Source organism: Sphingomonas sp. SL1004 (genome assembly GCF_057815015.1).
The window spans coordinates 1,991,447-2,007,507 of the sequence record NZ_JBYMUX010000001.1 but is presented as its reverse complement, the minus strand read 5'-3'; the positions used below and the strand labels follow the sequence as shown (position 1 = coordinate 2,007,507).

Here is a 16,061-nt window from a genome sequence, read left to right as displayed (position 1 = left end):
ATCATGGGCCGGGCCGGCGCGGTGCTTCGAAATGGGAATCGAACCAGGCGAACACGCGTGCATAGGCGTCACGGACATTGGCCGGGCTCATCAGCACATGGTTCTCGCCCCAATAGCTGATCAGTTCGGCGTCCTTGCCCTGGCGGTAAAGCGCGGAAAACAGCTGCTCGCCTTGCTGGAGCGGCGTGAAGTCGCGGTCGCTCGCTAGGATCAGCATCGGTGTCGTGATGCGACCGACATGATAGATCGGGCTGTTCGCGACATAGCGCGCGGGGTTGGTCCAGGGGCTCGCCGCGAGATGGGGCTGCCCCGTCTCGGTCCAGCCGGCCCATGGCAGGATTCCCAAGCCATAGCCCGGGTTCATGCGTGCCGTCGGGGCAAATGTCCCCTGGAAACTCGTCAGATCATAAATGCCGCTCGAGACGATGATCGCGTTGAAGCGATCGGTCTCGGTGGCGACCGTCGCCCCTGTGTAGCCACCATAGCTGTGGCCCCAGAGCCCCAGCCGGGCGGGATCGGCATCACCGCGCGCGATCACCGCGTCGACGGCCGACAGGATTTGTCCTGCGAAGTCGAACGGCGCGGTATCGGTGGGCGCAAGATCGGGCATGCTCGGCAGCAGCACCGCATAGCCATGCCCGACGAGCGCGGGGACATTGGTATAGGTGCGCCCGATCCCTGGATTCCAGAGCGCTGGTGCCGTGTCGCCATACACCGTGCCCGCATAGGGGATGACGATCAGCGGCGGCCTCCGGCCGGAGGGGGTAGGGGCCGGCAGGTACAGCCAGCTCGTGACAGTCCGCCTGTCGGGAAGCCGGTGGCGTACGGGCAGGGGTGGCCGCACCGACACGGCGGCAAGGCCTGCGTTGATCGTCGCAACGGCCAGCGGCGGGCGATCGGCCGCTACGACGAGCAGGTGCGCGACGCCATTCGGTAGCGTCTCGGTCACGATCGCGACTTTGGTCTGCAGGCTGACGGCCACGGGACGGGTTGTACCGGCCGTGCGAACCGTCAACCGATGCGCACGACGGGTAGGCAGGTCGATCAGTATCCCGTCCGCCGTTCGTCGCCAACCCACCAGGGCTGCGTCCGGATCCCGCTTCGCCGCGCCTGTCCTGAGTGCCATGACGCCGTCCATGCCCGACAGCACTGACTGCACGCGGTGCGTCCCCAGACGCCAGCCACTATCTGCCGTCAGCATGATGGGGGCCGAACCCGTCGCTGGCGCCAGCGTCGACGATGGGCTGGCGATCGCGGCCGTCAGCACCGCGGATCCACGCCGTCCCAACGCATACCAGTCGGCGCGTGTGGCGGCAGCATCCATGCGGCCGAATAGGATCGGCGTGGACCCGAGCCAGGCCATAGCGACGGCGTCATACGCGCCCCTGTTCATGATGACCGCAGGCCGGACCCCGCCAAGCGGGACTGGCTTTGCGTTATGCAACCGGACGTCCGCCACCCACGGCTGTCCGGTCGACCAGTTTCCACCACCATGCCGCGCGTAGAAGAGCAGGTTGCGCCCGTCTGGCGACCAGGTCGGCGGATCGAACGGCAGGTCGCATGCCGCGCAAGGTGTCCAGACATGTCCATCGGTCATGCCCACGATGCGCAGCCGCCGCCGCCGCAGGTCGGCGGACTGCCGGATCGGTGACGGCGTCGTAACGCGAATGGTTTCGCTGGGCACCGTCAACGCGACATGCCGTCCGTCGGGCGACAGACGCATCGTCTCGAACGCGCCGCGCGCCAGGATTTTTGTGGTCCCCGTCACTGTTTCGAGACGAATCAGGTGCACCGGCGGTGCCGGTGCCGCGATCCCGTCAAACCGTCCGCTGCCGATCGCGGTGACCGTCGGCATCCGGCCTTCCTGCGCCAGCGCCCATGCATTCGATACCGCTGTCCGGTCCTGCGCGTCGCGCCGCAGGACCCAGGGCGGCGTATCGCCATCTTGGGCCAGCATCACGAGCGTATCGTCCGACGCCCAGGCGAGCGTCGGCCGGAAGTCCGAATAGTCGGGGGCAACCGCGAACCAGCGCACCGCCCCGGTGGCCAGGGTCACGACGCCCAGGGTCCAGCGTTGTCCGTCGAGCCGTCCGATCGCCAGCCGCGTGCCACCCGGCGAAAAGGCGAGCATGACGAGTCCCGCGCTGTGCTCCGGCGGCAAGAGCGGTCTGGCCTTCGCCGGATGCGCGAGATCGACGATGTAGAGCCGGGCGCGCAGCACCTCCATTGCATCGAGGTCGAAGCGCGCGGCTGTCTCGAACGGTATGTGCCGTTCGAACACAAGCCAACGGCCGCCCGGCGCAACCTCGATTCTGCCGAACCCTTCGGTCCTAAGCATGTCGTCGACGCTATAGGTCCGCGCGCCGAGCGGCACCGCGACGCCCAGCAGGCACAGCGCCACAAGGCGCCGCATGGCGCAGAGCAGGAGCGGGGGCATGATTACCAGCGCTTGGTGAGTTGCACCGACACATAGCGCCCGAGCGCATCGGCATTCGCCGCGTCATACCCGACCCCGACCGGGGAATCGTAGAAGGGTGGCGGGCGGTCGAACAGGTTCCGCGCGGACAGCGCGATCGCCACGCCCTGCAGCGGCCCACGGCCGTCGGGGACCGTATAGCCCAGTTGCAGATCGACCGGTGTCCAGGCGTCGATCCGGGTGCCGAGCAGATCGCGGTACGGCGCGACATAATTAAGGCTAGCCAGCGCATTGACCGGGCCGCGGCGCCAGCCAAGGCTCATCCTGCCCCGCAAATCGACGGGCTGTCCGACGCGGTTGACGCGGTCGACCGTTATAGAGGTCGGCGTGACCTGTTCGCGGTAGTGCAGCAGGTAGGAGCCATTGCCCGACACGGTGAACGCGTTAGCGCCGGCAAGAAGCGTGTAGCTGGCGGACAGGTCGATCCCACTCACATTGACCTTGCCGGTGTTGACGAAGCGCGTGTCGACGATCGCGGCGATGCTGCTCGGCGGAAAGCTGTTGCCGCCGGTAAAGGCCGGGTCGTTCAGCAACGCTGTGACGGTGGCGAGATCGGCGGCGTTGCCGATCGGTGAGACGAACCGGACGAACGGCAACAGGGTCGGGTCCGTCAGCGCATTGGCGAAGTTCGCGCTCGCGGGTGTCGCGACCCGCTGGCTGAACACGGTCCGAAACCACGTGGCATTCATATGCAGGCGGGGGACGGCGACAGGATCGAGGTCGAACCCGGCGGTCCAGCTGCGCGCCTTTTCCGGCATCAGATCGGGATTCCCGCCCGAAAGCTGGATCACCGGTACGCTCGTGCCGCCGCGCGACAGCGTCGTGACCGAATATTGTTCGCGGTCCTGGAGCTCGCGCAGGTTCGGTGCACGGAACGACGTGCCATAGCTCGTGCGCAGCGTCACACCCGGCAGCGGCACCCAGGAGACGCCGACCTTCGGGTTGGTCGTCGTCCCGAAATCGTCATAATGCTCGATCCGCGCCGCGAGCGACACGTCCAGCCGGCGGATCAGGGGCACGGCGTTGGCCGTGCCGACGATCGGCACCTGCATCTCGGCAAAGCCGGCCGTGATCAGTCGCGACGCGTGCACAGTGCCGGTCGCCACCGGCAGTGCGCTCGACAACAGGCTTTCCCCGCTTCGCCGGAACGTCTCGCGCCGCACATCGCCGCCGATTGCGAGCCTGACCATGCCGCCGGGTACGGACAGGAGCGAACCATCCGCATCGACATGGCCCGTGAGCACCTGACTGCGCGTGCGCGACCGCGAATAGCCCGCACCGACGAAATCGAGGATCGCGGCGGCGTTGCTGTTGCCCGTCCCGTAAGGGTTGAAAAAGCCACTCGTGGCGGTGCTGAACGTAGTGGCGGGATTGTCGGGTATCGCGCCCGTCGCTTCGGCGAGTGCGGCGGTATTGACCAGATTGCGCGACTCGTTGAATTCGCGTTCCTGCGCGAACGCGCCGTAGCTGCGCAGCTTCCAGCTGGACCCAAGATCGGCATCGATCCCGATCGACGTCGCCATCGCCTCGGCATAACCGTGCGTGTCGATGGGGCCGAGTTCCGGCGCGAGCGAATAGGCGATCAGGTCGGACGACGCGCCCGTTGGCGAGACGAACCACGGATTGGCGGCCGTGATCTGCACGATCGCCGCCGAGCCCGGCAGCCGCGCGTCGAACGACCGGTGCGAATAGCGTGCATCTGCGGTCAGATGGAGCGCGGAGCCGAGATCCTGGTCGAGCGTCGCATACAGGCTGTGGCGTTCCTGGCGAGGGATGAGATCGGTATCGGTCCGGGAATTCTGGAGATTGGTCGTGCCCGCCAGAAAATCGCCGGGCGTCAGTGATCGGCCGTCCTGGCCGCTCGGAATGGCGGAAGCCGCCCCGAGCGCGCCTGTCGCGGGATTGATGCCGAGCACATTGCCCGGCAGGCCGAAGATATAGCGATGATCGGTCCCGCCAAGACTGCGGGAATCGGTCGAGCGCGCGAACGCCCGGTCGGCGCTCGCCAGGCGACCCGCCCGGTCATATTCATAGGACAGCATGACGCCGCCCGTGGTCCATTGCTTGCCGATCGTCTGGTCGAGCTGCACGTCGCGCTTGCCGCCATCCGTCACGCTGCCGAACCGCACCCGGGTCTCTGCCCCTTCGAAACGACGCTTGAGCAGGATGTTGACCACGCCGCCGACCGCGTCGGACCCGTAGATCGCCGATGCGCCGTCCATCAGCACCTCTACCCGGTCGAGCGCGCCGGTCGGGATGCTGGTCACGTCGCTGAACGCGCCTTTGGTACCCGACCCCCCGAGCCGCTGGCCGTTGACCAGCACCAGAGTGGCACCGGCGCCCAGACCGCGCAGATTGACGCCGGTCGCGAACCCGCCATTGCTGCCTGTCGTATCGGCAAAGGCAAGCGCGCTCTGTTCGGTCGCCATGCCCCCGAAATTGCCCGGCAGTGCCTGCAAGGCTTGTGCGACCGTCGCAAAGCCACGCCTGTCCAGATCCTCACGTGTCAGCCTGTCGACCGGGGGCGAGCCCGCTGCGCCGCCGCGCAGATGCGTGCCCGTGACGACGATCTCCTCGCGCGCAGGTTCCTCTGCCGTCGCATGATCCGCCTTGGACGTCTGGCTCTGGCCACGCTGTGCCGCGACGCCTTGCCAGGCCGATGACGCCGCACCGGCGCTCGGCTGGCCTGCTGTCGGGGGGCGGTCATGATCGAGTGCACCCACCGGGCGTAGCACGATCATCCGCGGCCCGACCCGGTGCGCCGCAAGCCCGGTTCCGTCCAGCAGGCGGCCGAGCGCCAGGTCCGCCGGAAGCCGGCCGTCCAGCCTGGGGGCCTTGCGGCCTGCGATGAGGTCCGTCGAATAGAGCAGTTGCTCGCCCGTCACGGCAGCGAAGGCGACCAGCGCCCGGTCGAGCGGACCCGCCGCAATTCTGAAGGTGAACGAGGGCGCGCCCGATCGCGCCTGTAGCGGGGACGGCACCGCCGCCAGTAGCAGCAAAGCGGCGGTGCCGCCGCGCAGACCCGACCACCGCCCCGTTCGAAATCCCGTCATGCCTCGTGCCCCTTGTTGATCCGCCAAGTCCCGGCGTGTGCCGGGGCTTCGGAACAAGAGACGCGCCGGCATGGTGACGACCCTAACCCGGCGACGGCGGTTTTTGCGAAGGGCGCTCGATTAGCCGGATCGACCCGTCCGCGTTCCGCTGCGCGGTCAGCGGCAGCAGGGCGGTCGCTGCCGCGACGAAGCTGTCGATATCGCCGACATCGAACGTGCCGCTGAACCTGGCATCGGCATAGCGCGCCGCGCCGAGCCGGACCGGTCTGGACGTATAGCGGTTCACCTCGACCAGCGCGCGCGCCAGCGTCCAGCCGTCCAGCACGATCCGGCCCTGCGTCCACGCGGTCGCCGGGCCGGTATCCACCGCCCGCACGACAGCGGCACGATCGGGACGCAGCACAAGCTGCTGCCCCGTTCGGAGCGTTGCCGGTGGCGCGCCCCGCGCGGCGACCCGCACGCTACCCTCGACCAACGTCACGTCGACCGCCGCCCCATCGCGGCGCACGGAGAACTGGGTGCCCGTTGCGAGAACGCCGGTGTCGCCCGCCTCGACGCGGAACGGACGCGCTGTGTCATGCGCGACGGTGAAATAGGCCTGGCCCTGCTTCAGGATGACGCTCCGCCCATCACCATCGAAACGCACGACGATCCGCGTGTCGGTGTCGAGCGTCACCTTCGAGCCGTCCTCCAGCGCGACGACGCTTTGCTGACCGATCCCGGTCGCATAGGCGTTCGCGCCCGGTCGCAGCGCCCAATAGGTTGCGCCGCTGCCGAGCAACAGAAGGACGATCGCGGCCAACGCCGCCAAGGCCGGGCGTAGCGACCACGACGACGATCGCCGTCTTGCCTTGCGGGACAGCGCGTCCTGCGTCGCGGCCACCATGGCGGGCCGATCGCCCAGGTCACCCGCGCGTGACCAGAGTCGCTCGACTGCGTCGAACGCTGCCGCGTGCGTCTCATCACGGTGCCATGCGAAAAACTGCTGCAGCGTCTCGTGGGACACTGGCAGCGATTTCAGGCGCGCGAACCATTGCGCTGCCTGCGCCTCGACGGCATCCTCACCCTGCTGATCGGTTCCAGTCATGACCGGCGCCACCTAGCCTCGTAGCCTGCTCGTGCAGAATTCCAGAGCCTTGCCCATCCGCCACTCGACCGTCTTCACCGAAATATCAAGGTGCACGGCAATCTCTGCGTTCGTCATATGCCGAAAGCGGCTCAAAGCGAAGACGTCTCGGTACAGGTCGGGCATGAAGAGGATAAGACGTTCGAGTTCGAGCGCGGCTTCCTGCTCTAGCAGCCCGGGCGACCCCGCCTCCATTGCGGACCCTGATGGCACGACCGACTGGTGATGCCGTGCGCGAACTGCCGCGCGGCGCTTCCCATCGCGGAACAGGTTGATCGCGGTCTGCGACAGGAAGGCACGGGGATGGACGATGACCGTGGCAGGCTGACGCGCCGCGCGCAGATAGGTGTCCTGTACGATGTCCTCCACATCGGCCGGCTGAGCGCGCAGGCGTCGCGTGAGAAACCCGCGCAGCCAGCCCGCGTGAAGACGAAACAGGTCCTCGATCGGTTGATCACGCTGCGCCGCAATCATTTGCCGACCGATAAAATGCCCGGGTTCGGCCATTAATCCGCTCCGTCCCAATCCTTCAGGCGCACACCAATAACATATTCGTTGTAACGAATAAACTTATCTCACGAAATCCTTGATGAGGAATCGTGGATATCCGCAGGCTGGTTGGCCTCAATGTGGCCCGGCTCCGTAAGGAAAGGGAGCTCAAGCAGGAGCCTCTCGCCGAGGTTGCTGGCTTTACACAGTCGTATCTGAGCCAGATCGAGAATGGCCGGATCAATCTCACGCTTCTTCGACTGAATGACCTGGCGGAGTGCTTCCAAGTCTCGCCGATCGAATTCTTCAAACATCCCAGTTAGATACTGCTGCGGCATTCTGCTGTTCATTATGTTCGGTGAAATTCGACGTGACGCCTCGCGCTGACGCGCGACCGCGCTCTATGGCTCGGCCAGGCCTTCGCCACCAAGCCTCGCGAAGCGAGTCTCGGCCAGAGGTCGCGATCGCTGACGCATCCGGGCCGGCCAGGGGCCGGCCCAACGCAGTCGCCGCGCCGGGCGCGGCGGCGTTGGATCGGGCCTCTCCCGGTGGTGCGGGTCTGGGCGGCGCTCCCGGCTAGGTCCGCCACGGCCGGCGGCAACCCCGGCGCCCAGCTTGGGGTGCTCCATTGCATTACGCCCCTTCGGGTGCCGCCGTCCGCTCCTGCGGACCTCTCTGGTCGCATCTTGCCGCCCACCCCCGCTTTCCGGGGAGGCCATGGTGCTTTTTGGGGCAGGCAGGAGGATAGTCATGCGTCCGAAACGCGAAAACTGTGCCGCGGGACAGCGCGGACAGCGCCAAGCTCCAACCGATCGCGCCAATCTCTACGACGAGGTGACCGGGCGGATCATCACAGAGCTGGAAGCCGGCCGCTTTCCCTGGGTTCAGCCGTGGGGTGTGAGCGCCGGGGCAGGCCCCGGGCCGGGCTTACCGCGCAACGCGTCGACCGCGCGCGCCTATTCGGGCGTCAACATCCTGATCCTGTGGGGTGCCGTCATCGCGCATGGCTGGCCGTCGCAATCCTGGCTGACCTTCCGGCAAGCCCAGGAGGCCGGCGGATGCGTACGCAAGGGCGAGCGGGGCACCACTGTCGTTTATGCCGACCGCTTCACCCCCGAGACCGAGAAGGAACGCGCCGCGCGCGACGGCGACGAGGCCAGGGCTATCCCGTTCCTCAAGCGGTTTACCGTCTTCAATGTCGCGCAGTGCGAGGGGCTTCGCGCCGAGCTGGCGTCTGATCCGGTACCCTTGCCCGAGCGCGAGATCGTGCCGGTCGCCGAAGAGGTAATTGCCGCATCGGGTGTCGATTTCCGGATTGGTGGAACGCGGGCCTTTTATGTGCCCTCCCTCGATGTCGTGCGGGTTCCGCCACAGCCCGCCTTCTTCGATCAGGTGAACTATTACCGGACGTGCCTGCACGAACTGACGCATGCCACGGGCCATGCCAGCCGGCTGGGGCGCGACCTGACTAACGGTTTTGGCAGCAAGGACTACGCGCGCGAAGAACTGATCGCCGAGATGGGGTCGGCGTTCCTCTGCGCCACGCTCGGCATCGTGCCCACCGTCCGTCATGCCGACTATATCGGATCATGGCTCGAGGTGCTGCGCGAGGACAACCGCGCGATCTTCCGCGCCGCCAATGCCGCGACCAAGGCCGCCGACTGGTTGCTGGCGCGGCACCATGAGGCGCAGGCAGCCGGGCAGGGCGGGAGGATCGGGGCATGATCCGCCTGACCCCCGACGATCGTTTCGCGCTGCGCGCCAATGCTATGTTCCACGACGTTTACGACCAGAACGGCGAACGGTTCGACCCGTCACCTGTGTCGAACTGTTTTCGCCGGTCGGCGCGGCGACATGGCTGGCGACTGAACTGGGCGAGGATGGCGACACCCTGTTCGGGCTGGCCGACCTCGGCTGCGGCTGCCCGGAATTCGGCTATTTCCGTTTGGCCGAAATCGCCAGCATATGCTTGTCCTTCGGTCTGTTCATCGAGTGCGACCTGTCGTTCGAAAGCGTCCATCCCCTGACTGTCTGGCTCGAGACCGCGCGGCACGCCGGCTCAATCCTGAGGGCGGAATCGCTGTTGCGCGGTGCAGACCAGATCGAGTCTCATCCCGACCTTTCGCCTGGCGGTGGATGACGCAGGCATTGCCGCCACCGTCGGAACGTCAACATGCCGGTGCCGCCGACGCTCGAGATCGACGGCAGCGGTGCCTCGAATTTCGGCCGCGCGCCGCTGCCGGGATGGCAGCGGCGCGCGGCTTTGAGGACTCCTAACCAATCGTCGTTTTTGCGCCTCGGTCGCATTTGTCGGGCAGCCGACGCGCTCGACCTCAACCGCGATGCCCTTCGCTGTATCGGCCCGCTCCAGGTCGGCTTGGATCGCCCGCCAAGGCACGATAAGTCACCCCTGAACGGACGATGTCGCTGCCGAAATCGTTGCCATTGACGGTCGATACAGCACTGGTCCTGCCGTCACGGCGGCCGCCGTGCTGGACGGTCACAACACCCCGCACGACGCGTGATAGGTTCTGGTCCTTCGGCCAGAATTCCGAAACGATCGCGGTTCCGCATAGGCCCGATCGCGGTGTGTTCCCGGACAACGACGCTACGTGATCAAGGTTCGCTCACCACCGGCCAGTCGGACCTGGCGCCGATGGTCCCACGGTCACGTCATTCGCACAGCCAGGGTCCGCGGCGTTGGTTGGTGACAGTATCGCGGCAATTGGGGGCGGGCACGCCAAGCGCATTCAGCATCGATGCAATTCGCGTGTGGCCGGGCCGTGTGTCGCGCGTGGCAGGCGCCTTTGCCATTCCTGCCTGCATGCCTGGCTGCCGCCCTGAACGGACCTCTCTTTCGGCGGGTCTGGCGGGGTCTGCCGGTCCCGCAACGGCGTCGCCGACCTTCTTCCCCGGCTCGGCTACCCCTCGCCTTCCTCGCGAGACAAGAAGCCCGGCTTTGGCCGTCCTCCGCTGTGCTTCGGCCCTTCGCCCACCCCATCGCGCAGAGGCGATGGGGACCCCGAACGGGGTGCGGGACCGTCCTCCGCCCGCCTGATCGACCGCCTGTCGAGGCCGCATCGGGCGGCATCGCACCACATGAAGGAGGTTAACATGGCACAGATTGGCAGCTTCACCCGCGGCGAAAACGGCGTCTACACCGGCGAAATCCGGACCCTGACGCTCCGCGTCAAGGCAACGATCCGCCCCTGCGAGCACGACACAGACAAGTCCCCCGACCACCGTGTCAGCGCCAATGGCGTCGAATTCGGGGCAGCCTGGACGAAGACGGCGCGCGAGACCGGCGCACAATATCTGAGCCTCAAGCTTGACGATCCGTCGTTCCCGGCACCGATCTACGCGACGCTCATCCAGAGCGATGACGGCGAGCACAAGCTCATCTGGTCGCGCTGAACCCGAGTGCCCCGCGCGCGCCGACGCGCGGGGCATTCTTCCCATTGTGGCTGTGTCGAAAACGGGGATGCCGGTTTTCGACGCTCCGCAACCGGTGTCGCGCACGCCATCCCCAGGGACGCCGACGGCACGCCGCCGTCGCTTGGAGGTACGCATGATGGATAGCGATGATACGATCGAACGGGCGAACCGCGCCAAACGCGGCTCGCCCTTTCTCAACACCGATCAGGCAGCGGCCTATCTCAAGATATCGAGTCGGCTGCTGAAACGGTTGCGCGTGAAGGGGCAGGGGCCGATCTTTCGCCGCCATTGCCGCTTCGTCCAATATCATATCGACGACCTCGACGCTTGGTCGGCTGAGCAGGCGACACGGGAGGTGCGGCATGGCTAAGCGTACCGCCCCCGCGTCCGATGCGCCGCTGTTCGCCTGGGGCGACGCAGTGCGCGCAGCGCGCCTGAAGCATCGCAAACGCAAGTGTTGGGTCGTCGTCAGCACCGCCGGGATCGTGGCGCTCGGCCTCACGATCGTCGCGCCGCCGCGGCCACGCCTTGTCTGGAACGCAAGTGCCAGCGCCCCGCTGGGGCTCTATGCCGTAACGCCCGGCGCATCGATCAACCGCGGTGACATGGTGATCGCACGGATGCCTGCGCGGTACCGGATGCTCGCAGCCGTCCGCCATTATCTCCCCGCCAACGTCCCGTTGGTGAAGCATGTCGCGGCCTCTGCCGGGGACGAGATTTGCGCGCTGGGCGAGACCATATTCCTCAACGGGCACTGGATCGCCCAGCGCCGCATCGCCGACGGACACGGCCGCGCCATGCCGTGGTGGAGCGGATGCGTTCACCTCAGGGGACACCAGCTCTTTCTGCTGATGACCGACAATCCAGCGTCGTTCGACGGGCGCTATTTCGGGTCGACCGAACGCGAGGACGTGATCGGGAAGGCGCGCTTGCTATGGGCGCGCTGACCCGGTTCGTCGTTGCCACAGGCATGCTGACAGTCCCACCGGCGCATGCGCACGACGTCGATCGCTGGCAGTCCTGTATCGCGTCTGCATCGACCCGGTTTGGCGTGCCGATGCGCTGGATCGAACGTGTCATGCGCGCCGAAAGTGGTGGCAGGACCACGCTTGGTGGCCAGCCGATCCGCAGTCGCGCAGGCGCGATCGGCCTGATGCAGCTCATGCCGAAGACCTGGGCTAATATGCGCGATCGGCTCTCTCTGGGTATCGATCCCGACAACCCTTGCGACAATATCCTCGCCGGCACGCTCTATTTGCGGCTGATGTACGACCGGTTTGGCTACCCCGGGCTGTTCGCAGCCTATAATGCCGGGCCACGCCGCTATGCTGCCTATCTTGCCGGACGGGCGGCATTGCCGCGCGAAACGATCGCCTACCTCGACACGGTCAGTGGGGGCGATCCGCTGCGTTTGGCGCCAACAGCCCTGCCGCCGCCGATCCTGTTCGCGATCCGTCATGCTGGGTCTGCGGGTCCTCAACCGACGGCGGATGGCGTGTCACAACCATCGCTCTTCGCGGTGCGGGCTGTCGTGCCATGATCGCGGGCGGGGGGAGGGCTGGTCTTGGGTCGTCCTATCCTGACGGCCGGCGGAGCGGTTCTCAAGGCCGGCGGCCCCTCCAATTTTGCCGCGGAAGGGAGCGCGCTGCGCGCGCATTCCTATGTGTTGCCAACGCGACAAAATCGGTTCCTCCGCCGCCGCTGACGCGGCGCTTCACTGCGTTTCGCGGCCCTGACAACCGCCCCGCCGGCCGTCCTCCAGAACACGTCCTCGATCGGAGGATGACGAAGAAGAAGGCTTTCATGACCATGATTCATCCCATCTCGGTCGCGTCGGATCGAACGATGGCTGCGCTGGTGTTTACGCTCGACATTGAGTTTGGACCGGGCGCCGGCGCGGCGTTGGCGCATCGCTACTTCGACGCGGAACAGAGCGATTTTCACTGGCAGGCGAGGGTGCGCGAACGCTGGATCGGCGCCTTTGAAAGTCCCGATGACGACGGACGAGAGCTGGACCGGGTGCGTATTCTCGGCACGCTCAACGACGTGTGGTTCGTTGCGGTGATGAGCGTCGATGGCGATGGAAACGCGCACGACATGACAGGCAAAAACGCCTTCGGTCGTGCCGATGATGCACGCAAGGCGTTCGCGGATGCGTGATCGGCATGATCGTTCAGGCCGTGATGCGGTGCCGGACAGGCATCGTGTTCCGGCTGTCTTCGCGCGTCGGGGAGCGGTTTGGGAAAGGGGGCAGGGAGGACAAGATAAAGGCACTGTCTCGCAACAGGCCTCAAGTCTTTGTCTGCACATCGTTTTTGCGCGAGATATCGACCTCCCGCTGGGAGACGCGGGTATGGCGAATGGCCGAATTCCGCCGTTCCGGCTCGCAAATCGCGAGACTCCGGCTCTAGATCCCGCGCTGACGTCATGATCGAGGATCCGTTCGAACCCCGCCTTGGCCGCATCCGTGGCAAGGACGGCAAGCGTACCGCCAACTATGTCGGTCGCGTCGTCGTCGCAGCCCGACTGGCAGGCACAAAAACCGGCGTGCAGGCGCGCCGTTTTGATGGCAGTCGGATCGGGCGCGGGGCAAGCGTTGGCCGGCTTCTCTCCAGTCGCGATCGGCTCGCCGGATTCCGGTCGCGCCGCGCGGTGGTGAAGACGCGACTGGTGCGACTGGGGACCAAGGGCATGGCAACGGCGAAGGCCCATCTTCGCTACATCCAGCGCGACGGCGTGACCCGCGATGGCGCGCCTGGTGAACTCTATTCATCCGATCGCGATTCTGCCGATGGCAAGGCGTTCCTCGAACGCTGCAATGGGGATCGTCACCAGTTCCGGTTCATCGTCTCGGCAGAAGATGGCGCGGAATATCTCGACCTCAAACCCTATGTGCGCCGGTTGCTGGCGCAGGTCGAGGCAGACCTCGGGACGAAGCTCGACTGGGTCGCGGTCGATCATTTTAATACCGAGCGACCGCATACCCATGTCATGCTCCGCGGGGTCGATGATCGCGGGCAAAATCTCATCATCGCACGCGAGTATATTTCGCACGGCTTCCGCGAGCGTGCCGCCGAGCTGGTCACGCTCGATCTTGGGCCGCGTACCGACCGGGAAATCGAAGAGCGACTGCGTCACGACGTCGGCCAGGAGCGACTGACCGCGATCGACCGTCGCCTGCTTCGGCGCATGGATACCGATCGGATCGTCACAGCCGCCGACCGTGACCCGTTCCAGCAGTCGATCCAGGTGGGCCGGTTGCGCAGGCTGGAAACCATGGGCCTTGCCGACGATATTGGCGGTGGCCGCTACCGGTTCGCCGACGGGCTGGAGGATACGCTGCGCGACATGGGCGAGCGCGGCGACATCGTTCGCACGATGCAGCGCGAACTCACCCGCCGCCGCTTGGACCGCGCCTGGGGCGATCAGGTGATCACCGGCAGCGACGCAAAGCCGATCGTCGGGCGCGTCATCAATCGGGGCTTTTCCGACGAGCATCGCGACCGCCATTATCTCATGGTCGACGGTGTCGATGGCCGCGTCCACTATATCGATATCGGTCGTGGCGACGCGACCGGTGCGACGCCAGAAGGCTCGATCGTGCGTGTCAGCGCGCACGAAGCTGGGGCGCGTCAGGCTGATAGCACCGTCGCGGCCATCGCGGCGGCGCATGAGGGGCGCTATTCGGTCGACCTGCATCTTCGCCACGATCCCTCGGCCACCGAGACCTTTGCACAAACGCATGTGCGGCGGCTTGAAGCGATGCGTCGCTCCGGCGCGGGTGTGGACCGCGAACCGAACGGCACCTGGATCATCGCCGCTGATCATGTCGATCGCGCTGCGGCCTATGAGCAGCGCCTGCTGCGCGACCAGCCAATGGCGATCGAGACCGTGTCCACGATCCCCATCGAACGTCTCGGCCGCATCGATGCCGTAACATGGCTGGACCGAGAACTCGCATCGGGCATGCCGACGCCGCTCCGCGATGCGGGGTTTGGGCATGAGGTACGCTCCGTCGTAACGGTGCGACGGCAGTGGCTGGTGGAGCAGCAATTGGCGGACCGTGATGGTGACGCCGTCAGGCTGCGCGCAAACGCGCTCGCGGTCCTCCAGCGCCGCGAGTTGCTACGCGTGGCCGGGCAGCTTTCCGAGGAGTTAGGCAAGACGTTCGCTGAGGCCCGTACCGGCGATAGGATCGAGGGGCGGCTCGCGCGCAAGGTTGACCTGATCAGCGGCAAGTTCGCACTGGTCGAGAAGAGCCGGGAGTTCACGCTCGTGCCTTGGCGACCGGCGCTCGAAAAGCAGTTGGACCACCAGGTGGGCGGGATCATGCGCGCGGACGGGATCAATTGGCGATTTGGTCGTGACCGGGCCGGGCCTGAGATTTCATGATCGTGTCTGCACAGGGCCCGCCCAGGTGTGATTGGCTTCAAACCCGCGGTGCATGCCGCTCGATGTATCGCTATGATTTTTAGTGCTCGCTGGACGTACCAAGGTATAGATTGCCTGTAATCATAGGCGCGATAAGACCGACGCCAGCAGTGAGAATGGGCAACCGTCCTGCCAGTGCGCATCGAGCACAGCATGCCCGATGGCATATGACATGGCCACGGATCTCGGGGATCTACGTGGCGCTCTTTGACTTTCGCCATTCGCGCAATGCGTCGTCATAGGCTCGACGTTCCTCTTCGGCGGCCGTTTCGGCCGCTCCCATGTCGTCGCGTCGCGCGCTTTCGATCTTCCGTCGCTCTCGCGCCAGCTTTGCCTCCTGATCCGCCAGCGCTTTCAGCTTGCGGTCATACCCAGTTCTAATCGTATCGAGCGCCCGTTCGGCGGCGTCGCGCTTGCCACTGCTGGGCTTCGGCTTGGGTGCAGAGGTTACGGCTGCCGCTGGCGTGCGTTTGCAAGACCGCTTTAGGCTCGCACCGTCATCCGATGCGTCTTTGCGCGATGATGGCGCCGGGCGATCCGGCATGGCTTTGATTTGCTCGGTTGTCGTACCGCGAGACTGTTTCACGACCACGCCCGGCGATGCCAGCGGTTCCGCTGTCAAGGCGGGGTCTGTGACGATCTCCGCTACACCGCGCGCGAACAGGTCCTTTTCGCTTCCCCATGCAGCCAGAGCGGCCTTCTGACTGGGCGCGGCGACATAAGCGTCATCGAAGCCTGCAGCTGTTCGGTAAACTTTCAATTTCTGCGCCCGGGCCATGACGATCGATACCGTGTCGTGGGCAACTTCGAAAGTGGGCGGCACTCACCCGTGCGATACTGACGCCAATATCGATCCCGCCGGACAACCACCCCGGACGCGACCGCCGCGTGGGCCAGTGAGCGGCCGTCAGGTACAGTGCATCGCGCAACGACGCGGTTGTTGCTTCTCCCCGTTCGCACGTATCGCATTGTCCTTCGCAACACTAGGCGTTCGAAAGTGTTTCTGAGGAGATCGTAGCATTTCGTTACGGAATCTCCATAATATATCGCA

At 65.9% G+C, this 16,061-nt stretch carries 14 protein-coding genes; 8 read left to right on the top strand and 6 right to left on the bottom strand.

The features are described from left to right. Position 1: 1 nt before the first annotated feature. The 5 genes from AC3D24_RS09015 to AC3D24_RS08995 form a co-directional block, all read right to left on the bottom strand. A complete protein-coding gene (locus AC3D24_RS09015; protein WP_489029959.1) occupies positions 2-2,437 on the bottom strand; it encodes a S9 family peptidase in 2,436 nt (811 codons plus the stop codon). Between the two features lie 2 nt (positions 2,438-2,439). Further along, positions 2,440-5,529 carry a TonB-dependent receptor gene (locus tag AC3D24_RS09010; RefSeq protein WP_489029957.1) on the bottom strand — a complete coding sequence of 1,030 codons (3,090 nt, stop codon included), beginning with the start codon at positions 5,527-5,529 and terminating at the stop codon, positions 2,440-2,442. 82 nt (positions 5,530-5,611) lie between these two features. Then, positions 5,612-6,616, bottom strand: coding sequence for a FecR family protein (locus tag AC3D24_RS09005; RefSeq protein WP_489029955.1), 1,005 nt, complete (start codon positions 6,614-6,616; stop codon positions 5,612-5,614). Between the two features lie 12 nt (positions 6,617-6,628). Beyond that, entirely contained in the window at positions 6,629-7,162 is a 534-nt protein-coding gene (locus AC3D24_RS09000) for an RNA polymerase sigma factor (RefSeq protein WP_489029953.1), read from the bottom strand. Positions 7,163-7,230: 68 nt separating this feature from the next. Continuing rightward, complete coding sequence (locus tag AC3D24_RS08995) at positions 7,231-7,482, bottom strand: hypothetical protein (RefSeq protein WP_489029952.1); 252 nt, start codon at positions 7,480-7,482, stop codon at positions 7,231-7,233. Positions 7,483-7,894: 412 nt separating this feature from the next. Here AC3D24_RS08995 and AC3D24_RS08990 point away from each other — a divergent pair, with 412 nt between their 5' ends. From AC3D24_RS08990 to rlxS, 8 genes are all read left to right on the top strand, one after another. Next, on the top strand, positions 7,895-8,869 hold the full coding sequence (locus tag AC3D24_RS08990) for an ArdC family protein (protein ID WP_489029950.1): 975 nt from the start codon (positions 7,895-7,897) through the stop codon (positions 8,867-8,869). Then, complete coding sequence (locus tag AC3D24_RS08985) at positions 8,826-9,284, top strand: DUF2958 domain-containing protein (RefSeq protein ID WP_489029948.1); 459 nt, start codon at positions 8,826-8,828, stop codon at positions 9,282-9,284. The genes AC3D24_RS08990 and AC3D24_RS08985 overlap by 44 nt, the downstream gene beginning before the upstream one ends. A gap of 974 nt (positions 9,285-10,258) precedes the next feature. Next, positions 10,259-10,558: a DUF736 domain-containing protein gene (locus tag AC3D24_RS08980; protein WP_489029946.1), complete on the top strand. Its 300-nt coding sequence runs from the start codon at positions 10,259-10,261 to the stop codon at positions 10,556-10,558. 157 nt (positions 10,559-10,715) lie between these two features. After that, on the top strand, positions 10,716-10,949 hold the full coding sequence (locus AC3D24_RS08975; RefSeq protein WP_489033114.1) for a helix-turn-helix domain-containing protein: 234 nt from the start codon (positions 10,716-10,718) through the stop codon (positions 10,947-10,949). After that, positions 10,942-11,526, top strand: coding sequence for a S26 family signal peptidase (locus AC3D24_RS08970; protein ID WP_489029944.1), 585 nt, complete (start codon positions 10,942-10,944; stop codon positions 11,524-11,526). Before AC3D24_RS08975 ends, AC3D24_RS08970 begins: the two co-directional genes overlap by 8 nt. A 23-nt stretch (positions 11,527-11,549) precedes the next feature. Next, entirely contained in the window at positions 11,550-12,119 is a 570-nt protein-coding gene (locus AC3D24_RS08965; protein ID WP_489033113.1) for a lytic transglycosylase domain-containing protein, read from the top strand. 242 nt (positions 12,120-12,361) lie between these two features. After that, positions 12,362-12,739 carry a hypothetical protein gene (locus tag AC3D24_RS08960; RefSeq protein WP_489029942.1) on the top strand — a complete coding sequence of 126 codons (378 nt, stop codon included), beginning with the start codon at positions 12,362-12,364 and terminating at the stop codon, positions 12,737-12,739. A gap of 267 nt (positions 12,740-13,006) precedes the next feature. After that, positions 13,007-14,971: a relaxase/mobilization nuclease RlxS gene (rlxS, locus tag AC3D24_RS08955; RefSeq protein ID WP_489029940.1), complete on the top strand. Its 1,965-nt coding sequence runs from the start codon at positions 13,007-13,009 to the stop codon at positions 14,969-14,971. A 232-nt stretch (positions 14,972-15,203) separates the two neighbouring features. Here the strand turns inward: rlxS and AC3D24_RS08950 are convergent, their stop codons facing one another. Next, positions 15,204-15,833, bottom strand: a complete 630-nt coding sequence (locus AC3D24_RS08950) for a hypothetical protein (RefSeq protein ID WP_489029938.1) — start codon at positions 15,831-15,833, stop codon at positions 15,204-15,206. Positions 15,834-16,061 lie beyond the last annotated feature (228 nt).